Genomic DNA, 18196 nt, shown 5'->3' with positions numbered 1-18196 from the left:
TGGTTCGAGAACAAGTCAATCAATTCGAGACAAATGATTCCGCTTGCGGACATGGCTGGTCCTGGACCTCGGTGGTCGGCTATCCTCGGCCGCATGGTGGACCCATCGGGATCGCCGATCCGGATGGCCGATCGGCAACGCGCCCGCCGCAGCGAGCTCGTCAAAGAAGAGGTGGTCGAGGCCGCCCTTGCGGAGTTCTCCGAGCGCGGATATCACCAGACGTCCATCGCGCATATCGCGGAGCGGCTCGGCACCGGGCACTCCATGTTCTATCGATATTTCGCCAACAAGCGCGACATTCTCGAACACGTGGTCCGGCACGCCACACAACGCACCATCGAGACTCTCAGTCATACGCTGCCCGGCCGCATCACATCACTGGACGAATTCCATGATTTCGCAGTGAATCTCGGCCTTGCCTACATCGGAATGGTCGTCGCCGATCCACGGCTGTCACGCTTGATGCTGCAGCAGGGCGCCGCCGTGGATGCCGAGATGACCGCACAGTTCTGCCACGTATTCGATGCCGGGGCCTCGGTTCTCGCCGGTTTACTACGCGATGGGATCGAATCCGGTTACGTGCGGCCGGACATCGACGTCGAGGCCGTCGCTGATTCGGTAGCAGGCATTCCGCTTGGAGTGCTCGCCCGGTACGGGCACGATCCCGATCAAGACATTCTCGCGTCTAGAGTGCGTGCCACCGCCGACCTCGTCTGCCGGGGGATCGCCCCTTGAGGGGTGGGACACACACCGGGACATCTCGCTATCGAAATCAGTGCACCGGGCGCTGGTGTGAGCGTCACCGGCGATGCGCCGCATCCTTCCCCGCACATCCACCGTGAGGTGAGCCGAGCTCTTCGGAGACGCTGCTAGAACGCAGCGCCCACCACCGGACCCGCCCCGGCCGTTTGCGGAATCTGCACAGATTCCAGCAGCCGCTCCAAAGCGGCCTCCACGTCTGCCTTCCAGCCGAGCCCGCTATCGAGCTCCAATCGCAGTCTCGGAAAATGCTGGTGCGGCGCCACCACCGTGAAGCCCACATCCTTCAGAAATTCCACGTCGATCATGCACTGCTCGATGGTGCACTCCCCCAACACATCCGCCGCCTCGGAATGCCGCGCCAACGATCCTTCGCATAACTCCAGCGCCTCACTCGTCCGGCCGAACGCTTCCAATGCACGCACACCACGGCGCACCAGCTCGGCGACTACGTTGGCGATGATGCTGTGCGGCAAGCCGTCTGACTCGTGCCCCGGCTCCACCCCCAGGGAAGTCAACAGAACTGCATCCGCGCTGACGGGGGCCGTCGGGAACAACCGGGCTCGTGGCACCACTCCGGGCGGCGCGTACAACGCGTACCCCACGGTGGCGGGCCGAGACTGCGGACCCGTGATGGCAACCTGACCGCACGACCCCCACTCGAGCATGACCATCGACAGCCAAGCTTCCTTCTCGAACTCCGGGTCCGACAGGTGCTGACTATCTCCGACGGTAGCGGGGTCCACTTCCCAGAAGACACACCGCCGGGCATGCTTGGGCAGCTGCTCGAAACCATCGAGCCGCAAAGGAACGATCCGAGCCGACACTGGTCTTGTACGCCTCCGCGTCTGGTCACCATAGTGCGCGGCACGCCTCATGCGTCCGGCAACCACTCAAGGATATGCGAAATTTCTGGTTTGGCACCCGTCGGCCTCGTCGTGATGTGCCGAAACTGCTGCCCGCGCCGGAGCCGGGCATGCCACTACCCTGTGGAATCGAAATCCCTTGTTTACCAAGTGCTTTCGTGGCTCAGTCGGATTTTAGCGGGCTACACGTCACTGTGACGTTTTTCCCCTGTGGGCTAGGACGTTGCTTCGCCGGACATCATGTCGACAATTCGCTGCAAATCCTCGACGGAACCGAACTCGACGACGATCTTGCCCTTGCGCTTGCCTAGGCTCACCGTCACGCGGGTGTCGAAGGTACCCGACAGTCGCTCGGCGACATCCTGAAGACCGGGCATCTGGATCGGCTTGCGGCGCGGCACCGGTTTGGGGGCGTCACTGCGGTTCGCCAGCGTCACCGCTTCCTCCGCGGCACGCACCGACATCCCCTCGGCCACGATCCGCGCGGCGAGCTCCTCCTGCGCCTCAGCTCCACCATCGAGGGCGAGCAGTGCACGCGCATGCCCGGCCGACAACACACCCGCCGCGACCCGACGTTGCACCGCGATGGGCAGACGCAGCAGTCGAATCATGTTGGAGATCACCGGTCGCGACCGACCGATCCGGGCGGCCAGTTCCTCATGCGTCACTTCGAACTCGTCGAGGAGCTGTTGGTAGGCGGCGGCCTCTTCCAAGGGGTTCAGCTGTGCTCGATGGATGTTCTCGAGCAGCGCATCGCGAAGCAGATTGTCATCGGCCGTCTCCCTGACGATCGCCGGGATGGTGTCCAAGCCGGCCTGCTGCGTGGCTCGCCACCGCCGCTCCCCCATGACGAGTTGATAGTCGCCGCCCTCAACCGCACGCACCACGATTGGCTGCATCACGCCGAACTCACGGATCGAGTGGACCAGCTCGGCGAGCGCCTCCTCGTCGAATACCTGGCGCGGCTGCTTGGGATTGGGCTTGATGGCTGTCACCGGGATCTCGCGGTAGACCGCACCGATATCGGCCGACGGCGTTACCGGCGCCGTGGGGCCGCCACCGATAACCACATCGGCTGCCGCGTCGCCCAGACGTGGACCTGACGGGGCGGTGGAGCCGTCCGCCGGTGCGGTCGGGATGAGGGACGCCAGGCCCCGGCCGAGTCCGCCCTTACGCCGTGATGCTGGCGACTGACTCATCGGTTACTTCTCCCTTTTCGCATCCACTCGGCACACGTGATCATCTTCCCGTAGCGCACACCGCTCATTGCGGATCACTCGCCGACAGGCTCGGCCGCTGCGCGAGTTCGCGCGCGGCATCCAAGTAGCTCAGGGCACCACGTGAACCCGGATCGTATTCGAGGACGCTGGTCCCGTACCCCGGCGCCTCGGAGACCTTGACGCTACGCGGGATGACCGAGCTCAGTACCTTCGGGCCGAAGTGGCTACGCACTTCATCGGCCACCTGATCCGCGAGCTTCGTCCTGCCGTCGTACATGGTCAGCAGAATCGTGGAGACGTGCAGCGCGGGATTCAGGTGGGCCTGGACGAGTTCGATGTTGCGCAGCAGCTGCCCCACACCCTCCAGCGCGTAGTACTCGCACTGGATGGGAATCAGTACCTCGTTGGTGGCGACGAGTGCGTTGACCGTCAACAGACCAAGCGACGGCGGGCAGTCGATAAAGACGAAGTCGAAGGCGTCGACGGGCAGCCCGGCGATTGCACCGCGCAACCGCCCTTCGCGGGCGACCATCGAGACCAACTCGATCTCGGCGCCTGCGAGGTCAATCGTCGCCGGGACGCAGAACAGGTGCTCGCTCTGCGGGCTGGATTGGATCGCGTCCTTGATGGGAATCTCGCCGAGGAGAACCTCGTATGACGACGGCGTGCCCGCCCGATGATCGGCACCCAGCGCCGTGCTCGCATTGCCCTGCGGGTCCAGGTCGATCACCAGAACATTGAGTCCCTGCATCGCCATCGCTGCGGCGAGGTTCACTGCAGTCGTGGTCTTCCCGACGCCGCCCTTTTGGTTGGCAATCGTCAGCATCCTGCGATGCGCCGGCTTCGGGAGTCGGACCGATCCCTGCTTTATTTGGGTCGCACGTTGGGCGGCCGCACCAATCGGGGTCTCCGACTCCTCGAAGTTCGCGGGCGATCGGTGGCCGTCACCCGCTGCGCCTGTTTCACGTGAAACATCGTCGCTACTCACTGTCGTCTCCTTGATCGGATGCTCATCGGCTCCGCTTTCGCATCCCGCCGCGGGAGCTGCTCCGCCGGCGGTCTCCGTCGCATTCTTTCCGCCGCGCGACCACCACCGTGGTGGGCGGATCGAGGTACCGCGTGCCACATTGCACCACCCTCACATCATCAGCGCCAAGCAGGCTCAGCGCGTTACCGAACTGCTGCACTTCTTCATCGGCGCGATCACCTTTGATCGCCAACATGCGTCCACCGACCCGCGTCAACGGAAGAGACCAGCGGCCGATCTTGTCGAGTGCCGCGACCGCTCGAGAGGTGACCGCGTCGGCACCACCGATCGCCGCCACAACACTCGGCTCCTCAGCACGGCCCCTCGTCACCGAAACGTTAGTCAGACCCAGCCGCTCGATCATTTCACGGAGGAAGTCGGTGCGGCGCAGCATCGGCTCGACGAGAACGATATCGACATCGGGGCGTGCGATACCCAGCGGAATGCCCGGCAGGCCCGCGCCGCTCCCGACGTCGATCACACGCTCCGCGGGATCAAGCAGCTCGCCCAGAGCCGCGCTATTGAGAATGTGACGCTCCCACAACCGGTTGGCCTCGCGGGGTCCAATCAGACCCCGCTCCACACCAATCGTCGCGAGCGCCTCAACGTACTCGACCGCGGCCGGAAGCCGCTCGCCGAATACCCCGGCCGCGGCCTCCGGCACCGGGAGGTTCTCGCCGTGTTTCACGTGAAACATTCCTCCCGGAGCGCGGCCACAGAATTACATGGATGGGATTTAGTGGCGGTCAGTCGTGCAGGACGACGACGCGACGCGACGGCTCCACGCCTTCGCTCTCGCTGTGTACGCCGTCGATCGCCGCGACAGCGTCGTGCACGATCTTTCGCTCGAATGGGGTCATCGGTGCGAGCTCCTCGCGCTCACCGGACTCCAGTACCTGCTGCGCGATCTTGGTGCCCAACGCCGCCAGCTCGTCGCGGCGCCGGCCGCGCCAGTTCGCGATGTCCAGCATGAGGCGGCTGCGCTCGCCGGACTTCTGCTGGACCGCCAGGCGGGTCAGCTCCTGGAGGGCATCGAGTACCTCGCCCTTGCGGCCCACGAGCTTCGTCAGATCGCCACCGCCGTCGATGCTGACGATCGCGCGGTCCCCTTCGACATCCAGATCGATATCGCCATCGAAGTCCAGGAGGTCCAGCAGCTCCTCCAGGTAGTCACCGGCGATCTCGCCCTCGGCAACCAGACGTTCTTCAAGGTCCCCTGTGCGTGTCTCACCCTCCGGTGCGACGTCGACCTCGGCCGTGGTCTCCTCGGCTTGAGTGTCCAGATCAGTCATCGTTCTTCTCCTTTGTCACGCCCGTGCAGAATCGCGGGCGGTTAGCGCTTGCGGCGACGATCGGGCCGGGCACCTGGCTTCGGGGTGCGGCTCGTCGTGCCTGATCCATTTGTGGAGTTAGGGGAAGCCGGTCCCCCGGTGTCCTCGCCCGTACCGCCGGACTCCGCAACCTCGGCACTGTCGGCCTTGTTGTCGGACTCGTCTGCTTGTTTGGTCGGTTGGTTTTTACCGCCGCGTGTCGGCTTGGCACCCGGCTTGGGGGCGTTGGCTGCCCGCCGCTCCAGCTCTGCCTGCTTCTTCTCTTCTTCTTCCTTGGCGATGTGGTTGAAGACGTAATGCTGCTGCCCGAATGTCCAGATGTTGTTCGCCACCCAGTACAGAATGATCGCCAGCGGCAGGAATGGTCCACCGACCACCACGCCCAACGGAAAGACGTACAACGCCAACCGGTTCATGATCTGGGTCTGCGGGTTCGCTTGCGCCTCCGGGCTCTGACGCGCAATCGATGCCCGGCTGTTGAAGTAGGTCGCGACACCGGCGAGCACCATCAATGGGATCGCGACACCGGCCACCGCCCACCTATTGAACTCAGTGAACGCATCCAGCCCCGTTGTCTGAATCATGGTCGCGCCCAGCGGTGCACCGAACAGGTTGGCGTCCAGGAAGTTGGCGACGTCGCCCGCGCTGAAGATGTAGTTACCCGTGGCGCGGTTCGCCTCCACCGACATATGCACCTGGCCAAAGCCACCGGTAGTTCGGTTGAACGAGCGCAGCACGTGGAACAGGCCCAGGAATACCGGAATCTGCGCCAGCATCGGCAGGCACCCGAGGATCGGGTTGAAGCCGTGATCGCGCTGCAGCTTCTGCATCTCCAGCGCCATGCGCTGGCGGTCGTTCTTGTACTTCTTCTGCAGCGCCTTGATTTGTGGCTGCAGCTCCTGCATCTGTCGGGTGGTCCGGATCTGCCGCACGAATGGCTTGTACAGAATCGCGCGGAGGGTGAACACCAGGAACATCACCGACAGTGCCCAGGCGAAGAAGTTCTTGGGCCCCAACAGGTACGCAAACAGCTTGTACCAAACCCACATGATCGCCGAGACCGGGTAATAGATGAACCCGAGACTGAACCAATCAAACATCCGCTGTACTCCTCCGCACGCTCGCGTGCTCTACGTCCCCGTGCTTGGTATGGCGTTCAGGGATCGGGTCCCACCCGCCGTGATGCCACGGCCCACATTTCAGTAAGCGGATCGTCGCCAACCAACCGCCGCGGACCAGTCCGTGCACACTCAATGCCTCGACCGCGTACTGGCTACAGGTCGGCATGAATCGGCAACTAGGCAGCCGCATCGGTGAGATCCAGGTCTGGTACAGGCGGATCAAGAAGATCGCGGCCCGCGCGGGGCGGCTTCTCATCGCTGCCGTTCTGGCGCTGGTTCCTGCCGTCGTACCGACCGATCGATTCCGTCCCGCAATTGCTGACGCAAGCTCGCCGACAGTGCGGTGCCGCTGCTGGGCAAAGCCCTGATCACTATGCGGTCCACGGGATCGAGTCCGGGCAGCATTTCTGCGGCGACATGCCTAAGGCGGCGCGACACGCGGTGGCGTACCACTGCTCCACCGACCGACTTTCCGACGATCAGCCCGATCTTGGGACCCTCAGCGGGCTCGGAGGCAGAGCCCACACAACCACGCTGCAGGTGAATTACCAAGTCGGCGTGGGCGCTTCGCACACCACGCTTGACGGTCTGCCGGAATTCGGATGATTTAGTCATCCGGTGTCGAGTCGGTAACACCGACTACCTACCTGTGCCCGAAACTCAGGCAGTCAGTTCCTTGCGGCCCTTACGACGCCGGACGGCAATGATCGCGCGGCCGGCGCGGGTGCGCATGCGCAACCGAAAACCGTGAGTGCGTGCGCGACGCCGATTGTTTGGCTGGAAGGTCCGCTTGCCCTTTGCCACCGCTACTACTCCTTTATGTCCGTCACGTACTCAACTGACATCACTCACGCCGTTCGTTCACGACGCATGCGATGTGCTGAGACGCATCAGTCCGTTGGTACTGCTCACTCGCCACCGGCGCGGTGCCTACGGAATCTCGGGTTTCATCCCTGATGACGTGCGGTTCGCGGCCGTGCCGCCAACGTTCGGGCGACTGTTTGAGGGTACTGACCTGCTCGGCGCCGGTCAAACTGATCACAACCGTCACACGCGTATCCCCTCTGCACAGAAGTCTGTCACCTTTACGAAAGTTGTCGCCGATGTCTCCGGATCGGTTGGCGGGGCGCCACAAAAACTGTTAGCTTCTGCGAATGCCGTTTCCACCGGGCGAAGACATCGGAACCACCCACACGGGCCGATGCCGATCGCGGTCGGACACCGACTAGCCGGTCCCCCGGAACAGGTGATCTCACGTGATCTCCTGGTATGCGTACGCTGACCACCACGAGGTGGTCGGCTTTGTTGTCCACAGGTGTGGATAACCGTGTGGAAAGCCACGACCGATCATTGAAAAGGGGCTAATGTCGACGTGTCCCCTCCAATAAGAGAGATGCTCGCCGTTGACTGATGAACTGAATTCCCAGTTCACGGCGGTATGGAATACCGTCGTCGCAGAGCTCAACGGTGACGACCATCAGTATCTGTCTAGTTTTCCGCCGTTGACGCCGCAGCAGCGCGCCTGGCTCACTCTGGTCAAACCACTCACGATGGCCGAGGGCTTCGCGCTGCTTTCCGTGCCATCCAGTTTCGTGCAAAACGAGATCGAACGGCACCTGCGCGGACCCATCGTCGAAGCTCTTTCCCGGCGGCTCGGCGAGAACGTCGAACTGGGTGTACGAATCGCAGCACCGGCTCCTGGCGAAGATTCGGAGGTCGCCGGAGCAGCTCCAGAACTCGAGCTCGACGAGGTCGATGAGACCACCGAGGCGCTTGCTAGCGCACACGAATCGTGGCCCTCGTACTTCATCAACCGCCCCGGCGGAGCCGATAAGGCGGAAACCCCCGACGCGAGCCTCAACGCCCGCTACACCTTCGAATCTTTCGTCATCGGCGCGTCCAACCGGTTCTCCCACGCAGCGGCTGTCGCTGTTTCCGAAGCCCCCGCCCGGGCCTACAACCCGTTGTTCATCTGGGGTGAATCCGGGTTGGGCAAGACTCATCTGCTGCATGCCGCGGGGAACTACGCCCAGCGCCTGTTCCCTGGGATGCGCGTCAAGTACGTGTCTACCGAAGAGTTCACCAACGACTTCATCAACTCTTTGCGTGATGACCGCCGGGTCGCGTTCAAACGCAGCTACCGCGACATCGATGTTCTCCTGGTAGATGACATCCAGTTCATCGAAGGCAAGGAAGGTATCCAGGAAGAGTTCTTCCACACCTTCAACACCTTGCACAATGCCAACAAGCAGATCGTGATCTCGTCTGACCGGCCGCCGAAGGGCCTGGCCACTCTCGAAGACCGGCTGCGTACCCGCTTCGAGTGGGGCCTCATCACCGATGTTCAGCCCCCCGAACTGGAAACCCGGATCGCGATTCTGCGCAAGAAGGCGCAGATGGATCGACTCGACGTTCCCGACGATGTGCTCGAGCTGATCGCCAGCCGGATCGAACGCAATATCCGCGAACTTGAAGGTGCCCTCATCCGGGTGACAGCGTTCGCGTCGCTGAACAAGTCGCCGATCGAGTTGCCGCTCGCAGAGATCGTGCTGCGCGACCTCATCCCGGACTCCAACGCCATCCAGATCAGCGCGGCCACGATCATGGCCGTCACTGCCGAGTACTTCGATACCACCCTTGAAGAGCTTCGTGGGCCTGGTAAGACACGAGCGCTGGCACAGGCACGCCAGATCGCCATGTACCTGTGTCGCGAGCTCACCGACTTGTCACTGCCCAAAATCGGCCAGACGTTCGGGCGTGACCACACCACCGTCATGTACGCCGACAAAAAGGTGCGCGGCGAAATGGCGCAGCGGCGTGAGGTTTTCGATCACGTCAAGGAGCTCACCGCGCGGATCCGCCAGCGCTCCCGCCACTGACTTGATTCCTCTCCGACCCGGCCCGCGCGGCCGGGTTTTTTGTCGTACACCGCCGGCTTCGGCTCTCAACGGACGCCTATCTCAAGACTTTTCGAGATTTTTCTCGGTGATTTTTCGTCACCTCGTGAGGCTCACACGTCACATCCACACCAGCGGAGGTTGTGCACAGTCCTGTGCACTGCTGTGGGGCAAACCTGGAATCAGTTGGAAGTTGCTGAAGGAATGACATCCGGTCCACATCCTCCGGCCGACAACCCCGTCCGAATCCACAAAGTCCTGACAACCCCACCTGCCCTCTATCGTGCGACAACACTTGTCTGTCCACAGATTCCACAGGACCTACTAATACTGCTTAGATCTCTATCTAATCTTCCTCTTTAAAAGCAGCTGTGTGGATAGACGCGTCAACATGGTCGGTCGAACCGGTAACCGAGCGATGGACGACAGGGATCTTTCGCGAGACGGATCCGCTTTCCCGCAGCGCCGAAAGCATCTACGGTTGTGCTTCGGAAGTCGCGTGGCCTGTCGGCTTCCCACTCCGAGTGGCAGGACTTGTGCACGGCGCCCCCGGTCAGTACCGGATGGCTGCCCGATGCGCTGTCAGCGCTGTCACCCGGACGTGCCACGATGGCCATCAGGGATTTTGTGCGAACAGTCCGACCTGGACAACGAGGAAGCGAAGGGTATTCATGGATCTTGCGAGCCCCACTGCCGCAGACACCAGCCTGAAGTTCAGGGTCGCGCGCGACGACTTCGCCGATTCCGTGGCGTGGGTCGCGCGGAGTCTGCCCTCTCGTCCGACGGTTCCGGTGCTGGCCGGCGTGCTACTGACCGCGCATGACACCGGTTTGACCTTGTCGGGGTTCGATTACGAGGTTTCCTCGCAGGTGCAGGTGCCGGCCGAGGTCGCCGCATCCGGTAACGCACTCGTGTCGGGCCGCCTGCTCTCGGATATCACGCGGTCGCTACCGAACAAGCCGGTCGACGTGGCGCTGGAGGGTACGCGGCTGCTGATCAGCTGCGGAAGCGCGAAGTTCTCGCTGCCGAGCATGCCGGTCGAGGATTACCCTTCGCTGCCTTCGCTGCCGGAGGAGACCGGTGCACTGGGTGCCGATGTGTTCTCCGAGGCGATTGGTCAGGTCGCTATCGCCGCCGGCAAGGACGATACGCTTCCGATGCTTACCGGTATTCGTGTTGAAATTAACGGCGACACAGTCGTTTTAGCGGCAACAGACCGGTTCCGGTTGGCGGTTCGCGAGCTGAAGTGGACCTCGGGCGCAGGTGAGATCAACGCGGCGGTGCTGGTTCCGGCCAAGACGTTGTCCGAGGCGGCAAAGTCGGCGTCCAACGGGTCCGATGTGCAGCTTGCGTTGGGCTCGGGTACGACCATCGGATCCGAGGGCTTGCTCGGTATCGTCAGCAACGGTAAGCGCAGCACCACCCGCCTGCTTGACGCCGAATTCCCCAAGTTCCGCCAGTTGTTGCCGACCGAGCACACCGCTTTGGCGACGGTTGGCATCGCGGAGTTGGTCGAGGCCATCAAACGTGTTGCCCTGGTTGCTGATCGTGGGGCGCAGATCCGGTTGGAATTCGAGCCGGGCCTGCTGCGGCTGTCGGCGGGTGCAGACGATGTGGGCCGGGCCGAGGAAGAGCTGGATGTTGAGTTCGTTGGTGAACCGTTGACCATCGCGTTCAACCCGACCTACCTGACCGACGGGCTGGGGTCGCTGCACTCGAACCGGGTGACTTTCGGTTTCACCACGCCCAGCCGTCCGGCGGTACTGCGTCCTGCGGAAGACGATCAAAGCTCCCCAGAAGGGTCCGGGCCGTTCACGGCAGCGCAAACTGACTATGTGTATCTATTGATGCCGGTGCGCCTGCCCGGCTAGGGCCTTGCACCCTAAAACGGCATACGTACTGGTCATCGGAGGTTATGGGTCATGCAGCTAGGTTTGGTTGGGCTCGGCAAGATGGGTTTCAACATGCGCGATCGGCTGCGGGCCGGCGAGCATGAGGTCATCGGGTACGACCCCCGTCCCGAGGTCACCGATGTGCCGTCGCTCAAGGCGTTGGCGGATGCACTCGAGGCGCCGCGTGTGGTGTGGGTGATGGTGCCCTCTGGGCCTATCACACAGCAGACGATTGCCGAGCTTGCGGAGGAATTATCCGAGGGCGATCTGGTGATCGACGGCGGTAATTCAAGGTTCACCGAGGATCAGCCAAACGCAGATCTGCTGGCTGCCAAGGGAATTGGATATATCGACGCGGGAGTTTCCGGCGGAGTGTGGGGCAAGGATAACGGCTACGGGCTGATGGTCGGGGGCAGTGACGCCGATGTAGCGCGGGCGATGCCCATCTTCGATACGTTGCGTCCCGAGGGCGACCGAGGGGATGGCTTTGTGCATGCCGGACCGGTAGGCGCGGGCCATTACGCCAAGATGATCCACAACGGCATCGAGTATGGGCTCATGCACGCCTACGCCGAGGGGTATGAGCTACTGGCGGCCGAGCCGTTGATCACCGATGTGCAGGCGGTGCTGCAAGCCTGGACCAAGGGCACCGTGGTGCGGTCATGGCTGCTGGATCTGTTGGCTAAAGCGTTAAAGGAAGATCCCGGTTTCGATGCGATTTCCGGATACACCGAGGATTCCGGTGAGGGTCGCTGGACCGTGGAAGAGGCCATCAATCACCGGGTTCCCGCACCGGTCATCGCGGCGTCGTTGTTTGCGCGGTTCGCCTCCCGGCAAGAGGATTCGCCAGCGATGAAGGCGGTTTCGGCGCTGCGCAACCAGTTCGGCGGCCACGCGGTCAAGCGCGTCGGTCTCTCCGGCTAAGGCAGGCGCGTGGACTAGGTGTACGTACGACAGCTGGGATTGCGGGATTTCCGGTCATGGGAGCGGGTCGACCTGGAGCTCGAGCCTGGCCGCACGGTGTTCGTCGGACCCAACGGTTACGGCAAAACGAATCTAGTTGAAGCCCTGTGGTACTCATCCACCCTGGGGTCTCACCGAGTTGCCACCGATGCGCCCTTGGTCCGTAATGGTGCCGAGCGGGCGGTCGTGTCGACCATCGTCGTGAACGAGGGTCGAGAGCTGGCGGTTGACCTGGAAATTGCGGCTGGCCGGGCCAACAAGGCCCGGATCAACCGATCCCCGGTACGCAGCCCCCGCGAGATTGTCGGGATCCTGCACGCGGTGCTTTTTGCACCCGAGGATCTTTCCTTGGTGCGTGGCGATCCCTCGGACCGGCGACGCTTCATCGACGATCTGTTGATTCAGCGTCGCCCCCGAATGGCCGGCGTCCGTGCCGATTACGACAAGGTGCTGCGGCAGCGCACCGCACTGCTCAAGACTGCGGGGGCGGCGCTGCGGCAGCGTAACGATCAAAGCGTGCTGGACACCCTCGATGTGTGGGACGGGCATCTCGTGGCGCATGGTGCCGAATTACTTTCCGGCCGTATCGAATTGGTGGGCGAGCTACGGCCGCTGGTGGAGAAGTCCTATCAACTGCTGGCGCCGGCGTCACGTCCCGCGGACATTGCCTACCGCAGCAGCGTCCTAGGTGTCGAGGGCGAGCTGTCGGTGCAGCATCTCGCGGACGCATTGCACGCGGGGTTGGTGGCCAAACGGTCGGCGGAGATCGAGCGAGGAGTCTGCCTCGTGGGGCCGCACCGCGACGACCTGGAACTACGGCTTGGGGACGGGCCGGCCAAGGGGTTCGCCAGTCACGGGGAATCGTGGTCCTTTGCGCTGGCATTGCGGTTGGCGGCCTTCGATCTGCTCCGCTCCGATGGCACCGATCCGCTTCTGATGCTCGATGATGTGTTCGCTGAACTGGACGGGGCCAGGCGCCGGTCCTTGGCCGCGGTCGCCGCCGACGCTGAGCAGGTTCTGGTGACGGCGGCGGTTCCGGATGACGTTCCCGAGGAATTGTCGGCGCGGACGGTTACCGTCGATGTGCAGGAAGATTCTTCGGGACGAAAGTCGGTGGCGCATGAGTGAAGAAGAGGCCTGGCCACCGGAGCATTTGGCCGGGGTGAGCGGGATGGATTTGGTACGCCGGGTGCTCGAAGAAGCGCGTGGTGCGGCCAAGCAGCAGGGCAAGGACGTCGGTAGAGGCGGTAGGTCCCCGCAGCAGCGCCGTAAGGTTGCCGGCGGACGGCGCACCTGGTCAGGTCCCGGCCCGGATGCTCGAGACCCACAGTTGTTGGGAAGGGCCGCAGGTGATTTGGCGAACCGGCGCGGATGGTCCTCTCGGGTATCCGAGGGTGCGGTGTTCGGACGGTGGGATGCCGTCGTCGGCGAGCAGATCGCCGCACACGCGACACCGACCGCGCTGAACGAGGGTGTACTGACGGTGGCTGCCGAGTCGACGGCATGGGCGACACAGCTGCGGTTGGTGCAGGCGCAACTGTTGGCGAAGATCGCCGCGGCCGTGGGAGACGGTGTGGTGACCAGTTTGAAGATTTCCGGACCGACGGCGCCATCCTGGCGCAAGGGCCCCCGGCATATCGCCGGACGCGGCCCCCGCGACACCTACGGCTGAGGGCTCATCGCGGCGTCGCGCGGTGGAACCGGCGTCTAGAGCGTCCTGACACGGCTCGATCCGAGATATGCGACGGACGGCGTAAATAGAGGGGATGAAACATGCCCTGAAACTAGGTGCCGTCGGTACAGACCAGTAGGATGGTGCTAACACGGATCGCTGGGTCCAGGCTTGTTCATCGGGCCCGCGAGAGTCGTTACTTCCAGACAGGAGACAAAGTCGATCGTGGCTGCGCCGAAGAAGAGTGCCAAGAGCGAATACAGTGCCGACTCGATCACCATCCTAGAGGGGCTCGAAGCGGTCCGGAAGCGCCCCGGCATGTACATCGGGTCCACGGGTGAGCGAGGCCTGCACCATCTGATCTGGGAAGTTGTCGATAACTCCGTCGATGAGGCAATGGCCGGGTACGCCACCACCGTTGAGGTGACGATGCTCGAGGACGGCGGCATCCAGGTCAGCGACGATGGCCGTGGCATTCCGGTGGCCATGCACGCCTCCGGAATACCGACCGTCGATGTCGTCATGACGCAGCTGCACGCCGGTGGCAAGTTCGACTCGGATTCCTACGCGGTGTCGGGCGGTCTGCACGGCGTCGGCATCTCGGTGGTGAACGCGCTTTCGACAAAGGTCGAGTTGGAGATCCTGCGGGATGGCCATGAGTGGCAGCAGGTGTACACAGCGTCGGTGCCGGGAACCCTGCAGCAGGGCGCCGCGACGAAGAAGACGGGCACCACGGTCCGATTCTGGGCAGATCCGAACATCTTCGAGACCACCACGTACGACTTCGAGACGGTCGCCAGGCGTCTGCAAGAGCAGGCCTTCCTGAACAAGGGCCTGACCATCAAGCTCACCGATCAGCGAGTGAGCAACGCCGATGTGACGGACGAAGTGGTCAGCGATACCGCTGAGGCACCCAAGACAGCAGAAGAGCAGGCTGCGGAATCGGCTGCGCCCCATAAGGTCAAGAATCGCGTCTTCCACTACCCCGATGGCCTGGTCGACTTCGTCAAGCACATCAACCGCACCAAATCAGCGATCCACTCCACCATCGTCGACTTCTCCGGCAAGGGCGAAGGCCACGAGGTGGAGATCGCGATGCAGTGGAACGCCGGCTACTCGGAGTCGGTGCACACCTTCGCGAACACCATCAACACCCACGAGGGCGGTACGCACGAGGAAGGATTCCGTGCGGCGCTCACGACGGTGGTCAACAAGTACGCCAAGGAGAAGAAGCTTCTCAAGGAGAAGGACACCAACCTCACCGGTGACGACATTCGCGAGGGTTTGGCGGCTGTTATCTCGGTGAAGGTGGGCGAACCGCAGTTCGAGGGCCAGACGAAGACCAAGCTGGGTAACACCGAGGTCAAGTCGTTTGTGCAGAAGGTGTGTAACGAGCAGCTGCAGCACTGGTTCGACTCGAACCCGGCTGACGCGAAAACTGTTGTAAATAAGGCAGTCTCGTCGGCACAAGCGCGCATTGCGGCGCGCAAAGCCCGCGAGTTGGTGCGCCGTAAGAGCGCAACCGACATCGGCGGGCTGCCGGGCAAGCTGGCCGACTGCCGCTCCACGGATCCGTCGAAGTCGGAACTGTATGTCGTGGAGGGCGACTCGGCCGGTGGTTCGGCTAAGAGCGGCCGCGACTCGATGTTCCAGGCGATTCTGCCGCTGCGCGGCAAGATCATCAACGTCGAAAAGGCCCGTATCGACCGGGTTTTGAAGAATACGGAAGTCCAGGCAATCATTACGGCGCTCGGCACCGGCATTCACGACGAGTTTGACCTCGCCAAACTGCGGTATCACAAGATCGTGCTGATGGCCGACGCCGACGTTGACGGCCAGCACATTTCGACGTTGCTGTTGACGTTGCTGTTCCGGTTCATGCGCCCGCTGGTCGAACACGGCCACATCTTCTTGGCGCAGCCGCCGCTGTACAAGCTCAAGTGGCAGCGCACCCTTCCCGAGTTCGCGTACTCCGATCGAGAGCGCGACGGGCTGATGGAAGCCGGGCTCAAGGCCGGCAAGAAGATCAACAAGGACGACGGTATCCAGCGCTACAAGGGTCTGGGCGAGATGGACGCCAAGGAGCTGTGGGAGACCACTATGGATCCGTCCGTGCGTGTGCTGCGCCAGGTGACACTCGACGATGCTGCCGCGGCCGATGAGCTGTTCTCGATTCTGATGGGCGAGGACGTTGAGGCGCGCCGCAGCTTCATCACCAGAAACGCCAGGGACGTGCGCTTCCTCGACGTGTAGGGCTTACTCACTCAACTGGCGAGATAGTTGCGGATTCAATTTGGTCCGGAAAATTTTCGTTGGTCGGTGGAACCGAATCTCGCGCTGTGCCGTCGTACGTACGAGTACGAAATCGGCCGGAGGGTGTTCCACATGGGTGAGAAGTTCAGCGTCGACATCGAGAAGCTCGCGGGTTTTGGCGGGGGCGTCGAAGACCTAGCCGGATATCTCGGCAAGGTTCAGGGACTAGTGGATGCTGAAGCGGGCCCCAAGGATGGCTGGGATGGCCTGATGTCCCAGTTGAAGGGCCCCTTTGAGTCCACGAAGACGAAGACATCGCAGCGGTACGATAAGCGCCAGGTCGCGATGTACATGACCGGCAATGAATTGATCTCGCTGGCTAACACCTACAAAGAACAAGAAGACAGATCCGGGGCCAGGATCCGGGCCGCCGCATCGCCGCTGCCCGGACACGATTCGAGGCGCGATGGTGATGCGACGACGACGGCTCCACACCTCGCGGCAGGCGATACTCCCGACCTGACGGCGCCCGAGCACGAGGTGGCCGATGTGGTGTCGATCGTGCGGGAGAAGGCGGCGTGGGTTGCTGACGCCGACGAAGCGATTCAGAAGGTCTCCGGATGGAGCCCGATCAACGACACGTTCGAAAAGCTCGTCGGCAACTGGGCCGAGTTGACCCGCATCGGCAACGTGTATGAGAAGGCCGGCAAGGGTATGGAGGGTGCGGGCAAATCACTTGAGTCGATGACCAACCAGTCCAAATCGCATTGGGATGGTAAGGCTGCCCAAGCCTTTGATGAATACGCAAAGAAGCTAAGCAAGGCGCTGGAGGCCGAGGCTCCTCTGACGAAGGTCATCAAGGACTGCCTGGATGTGCTGGTGGAGCAGATCAAGAAGTTGATCAAAACCATCGTCGACATGGTGGTCGAAAAACTGAAGCAGGAAGTCCAGATCGACAACTGGAAGGACGCCCTGAAGGTTCTGGCGAAGAAGATTCCGATCGCCGGAACCGCTTGGCAGGTGGAACGTTTGGCTGCCATCCTCTACGAGGTCTTTCAGGAGGCACAAAAGCTGGTCGACCAGGTCCAGAAGGCGGTCGACCTGGTGAAATCTGTCATTGAGTTCTTCGAGGACCCGGCCGAATATCTGAAAGCCAAGGGACAGGACGCGTTGAACAAGGCGGTGGATAACGCGCTGGGTAAGGCGGGTGTCGAGAGTGATGCCGCGAAGCAACTCGTCAAGGATCTGCCCGCGGCGGTGCTGGCAGCGCCGAGTTACCAGGCTGCACCCGGCGACGGCTATTCCGGCGGCACGGGAGGTTCGCCATGGGAGGATGGCAAGTGATGGAGGTTCCAGTCGATCCGGCGCTACAGGCGCTGGTGCGCAAGGTCACTGATGGTGTTGCGGAGATGGAGGCGGTTCGGCTGGCCGGCGAACGGTACATCGATACGCCGATTGAGCCGAGTTTCACCGAGCGCAAACAGGCTGCTCCAGAACCTCAAAAGCCTCCTACCCCAACGGAGTTAGAGGAGGACGACTTCTATGCCTTCAAAGATCCGTTCGGTACGAACAAGTGGAAGTGATATGAGTAAACGAGCATTGTTGGTTACGGTCGCCGTAGTCGGGCTTCTCGGCGTCGGGTGCGGATCACAGAAGACCGAGGTCACGCAGACGCCTTCCTCGACACCTTCGAGTTCAGCGGCTGCCACAACCACGCAGTCATCCGAGGCCAAAGACTCGGGTTACCAACCATTTACCCCTCCCACGGATCCTTGCAGCCTCGTCGCGCCAGAACAGTTAGCCCCGCAGGGTGTTACACCGATCGAGGCCCACGCAATGGGTGAAGACGGTACCGGTATCCAGCAATGCAATTACGAGGATGCGGGTGGGCATGACGTGCTTAATGTAAAGCTTTTCAAGAATTCGACCGGGGCCGCTAATTTCCGGGCAATTCACCTCAGAATTCTGAAGTCCGAGGGCGCCGATATCTACGTCATGAAGGACGAGCCGAACGAGTGCGGTGTCGGGCTTTTAGGGCCAGACGACAACATAGCCCAGTTTGAATTCGAGCCGGGCGACGCAGCCGTCGCTGCGGCCGCCCTGCCGACCGGACAGACGTGGTGCGACTTCTCAGCGCCGGTAATCGCCGCGGCCAACAAAAAGCTGGGTTGGGCGAAGTAGCGGTTAGCGACTTC

Annotated in this window: 20 protein-coding genes; 11 read left to right on the top strand and 9 right to left on the bottom strand. The window is 62.4% G+C overall.

Annotated features, from left to right (window positions below):
- Nucleotides 1-93: 93 nt before the first annotated feature.
- Nucleotides 94-735: a TetR/AcrR family transcriptional regulator gene (locus AC5Y5C_RS00485; RefSeq protein WP_499968033.1), complete on the top strand. Its 642-nt coding sequence runs from the start codon at nt 94-96 to the stop codon at nt 733-735.
- A gap of 134 nt (nt 736-869) precedes the next feature.
- Here AC5Y5C_RS00485 and AC5Y5C_RS00480 read toward each other — a convergent pair whose 3' ends face one another.
- The 9 genes from AC5Y5C_RS00480 to rpmH all read right to left on the bottom strand — a co-directional run bounded on the left by AC5Y5C_RS00480 (nt 870) and on the right by rpmH (nt 7128).
- Entirely contained in the window at nt 870-1586 is a 717-nt protein-coding gene (locus AC5Y5C_RS00480; RefSeq protein WP_499968031.1) for an acetyltransferase, read from the bottom strand.
- Between the two features lie 254 nt (nt 1587-1840).
- Nucleotides 1841-2824: a ParB/RepB/Spo0J family partition protein gene (locus tag AC5Y5C_RS00475; protein WP_499968029.1), complete on the bottom strand. Its 984-nt coding sequence runs from the start codon at nt 2822-2824 to the stop codon at nt 1841-1843.
- A 64-nt stretch (nt 2825-2888) separates the two neighbouring features.
- Complete coding sequence (locus AC5Y5C_RS00470) at nt 2889-3833, bottom strand: ParA family protein (protein ID WP_499968027.1); 945 nt, start codon at nt 3831-3833, stop codon at nt 2889-2891.
- A gap of 22 nt (nt 3834-3855) precedes the next feature.
- On the bottom strand, nt 3856-4569 hold the full coding sequence (gene rsmG / locus AC5Y5C_RS00465; RefSeq protein ID WP_499968025.1) for a 16S rRNA (guanine(527)-N(7))-methyltransferase RsmG: 714 nt from the start codon (nt 4567-4569) through the stop codon (nt 3856-3858).
- A gap of 49 nt (nt 4570-4618) precedes the next feature.
- Complete coding sequence (locus AC5Y5C_RS00460; RefSeq protein WP_499968024.1) at nt 4619-5164, bottom strand: Jag family protein; 546 nt, start codon at nt 5162-5164, stop codon at nt 4619-4621.
- 41 nt (nt 5165-5205) lie between these two features.
- A complete protein-coding gene (yidC, locus tag AC5Y5C_RS00455; RefSeq protein ID WP_499968023.1) occupies nt 5206-6303 on the bottom strand; it encodes a membrane protein insertase YidC in 1098 nt (365 codons plus the stop codon).
- Nucleotides 6296-6580 carry a membrane protein insertion efficiency factor YidD gene (yidD, locus tag AC5Y5C_RS00450; RefSeq protein ID WP_134066813.1) on the bottom strand — a complete coding sequence of 95 codons (285 nt, stop codon included), beginning with the start codon at nt 6578-6580 and terminating at the stop codon, nt 6296-6298. Before yidD ends, yidC begins: the two co-directional genes overlap by 8 nt.
- Complete coding sequence (rnpA, locus tag AC5Y5C_RS00445) at nt 6577-6960, bottom strand: ribonuclease P protein component (protein WP_499968022.1); 384 nt, start codon at nt 6958-6960, stop codon at nt 6577-6579. The genes yidD and rnpA overlap by 4 nt, the downstream gene beginning before the upstream one ends.
- 24 nt (nt 6961-6984) lie before the next feature.
- Nucleotides 6985-7128 (bottom strand): 50S ribosomal protein L34, encoded by a 144-nt coding sequence (gene rpmH / locus AC5Y5C_RS00440; RefSeq protein ID WP_030097696.1) that lies wholly within the window; start codon nt 7126-7128, stop codon nt 6985-6987.
- A 73-nt stretch (nt 7129-7201) separates the two neighbouring features.
- Here rpmH and AC5Y5C_RS00435 point away from each other — a divergent pair, with 73 nt between their 5' ends.
- The 10 genes from AC5Y5C_RS00435 to AC5Y5C_RS00390 all read left to right on the top strand — a co-directional run bounded on the left by AC5Y5C_RS00435 (nt 7202) and on the right by AC5Y5C_RS00390 (nt 18182).
- A complete protein-coding gene (locus AC5Y5C_RS00435; RefSeq protein ID WP_499968021.1) occupies nt 7202-7606 on the top strand; it encodes a hypothetical protein in 405 nt (134 codons plus the stop codon).
- A 121-nt stretch (nt 7607-7727) separates the two neighbouring features.
- On the top strand, nt 7728-9203 hold the full coding sequence (gene dnaA / locus AC5Y5C_RS00430) for a chromosomal replication initiator protein DnaA (RefSeq protein WP_499968020.1): 1476 nt from the start codon (nt 7728-7730) through the stop codon (nt 9201-9203).
- Between the two features lie 689 nt (nt 9204-9892).
- Nucleotides 9893-11092 carry a DNA polymerase III subunit beta gene (gene dnaN / locus AC5Y5C_RS00425; RefSeq protein ID WP_499968019.1) on the top strand — a complete coding sequence of 400 codons (1200 nt, stop codon included), beginning with the start codon at nt 9893-9895 and terminating at the stop codon, nt 11090-11092.
- A gap of 51 nt (nt 11093-11143) precedes the next feature.
- A complete protein-coding gene (gene gnd, locus AC5Y5C_RS00420) occupies nt 11144-12037 on the top strand; it encodes a phosphogluconate dehydrogenase (NAD(+)-dependent, decarboxylating) (RefSeq protein WP_499968018.1) in 894 nt (297 codons plus the stop codon).
- A gap of 18 nt (nt 12038-12055) precedes the next feature.
- The gene (gene recF / locus AC5Y5C_RS00415; protein ID WP_499968017.1) at nt 12056-13204 is read left to right on the top strand and encodes a DNA replication/repair protein RecF; all 1149 of its coding nucleotides are present in this window, start codon (nt 12056-12058) and stop codon (nt 13202-13204) included.
- A complete protein-coding gene (locus tag AC5Y5C_RS00410) occupies nt 13197-13748 on the top strand; it encodes a DUF721 family protein (protein WP_499968016.1) in 552 nt (183 codons plus the stop codon). Before recF ends, AC5Y5C_RS00410 begins: the two co-directional genes overlap by 8 nt.
- A gap of 225 nt (nt 13749-13973) precedes the next feature.
- Nucleotides 13974-16001, top strand: coding sequence for a DNA topoisomerase (ATP-hydrolyzing) subunit B (gyrB, locus tag AC5Y5C_RS00405; RefSeq protein ID WP_499968015.1), 2028 nt, complete (start codon nt 13974-13976; stop codon nt 15999-16001).
- Nucleotides 16002-16133: 132 nt separating this feature from the next.
- A complete protein-coding gene (locus tag AC5Y5C_RS00400; RefSeq protein WP_499968014.1) occupies nt 16134-17345 on the top strand; it encodes a hypothetical protein in 1212 nt (403 codons plus the stop codon).
- Nucleotides 17345-17584, top strand: coding sequence for a hypothetical protein (locus tag AC5Y5C_RS00395; RefSeq protein ID WP_499968013.1), 240 nt, complete (start codon nt 17345-17347; stop codon nt 17582-17584). Before AC5Y5C_RS00400 ends, AC5Y5C_RS00395 begins: the two co-directional genes overlap by 1 nt.
- A 253-nt stretch (nt 17585-17837) precedes the next feature.
- Nucleotides 17838-18182 carry a hypothetical protein gene (locus AC5Y5C_RS00390; protein WP_499968012.1) on the top strand — a complete coding sequence of 115 codons (345 nt, stop codon included), beginning with the start codon at nt 17838-17840 and terminating at the stop codon, nt 18180-18182.
- Nucleotides 18183-18196: the final 14 nt, after the last annotated feature.

Source organism: Mycobacterium sp. NGS15, from assembly GCF_059813245.1.
The sequence above is the reverse complement of the archived record's forward strand: the minus strand, read 5'-3'. Positions and strand labels throughout refer to the sequence as shown.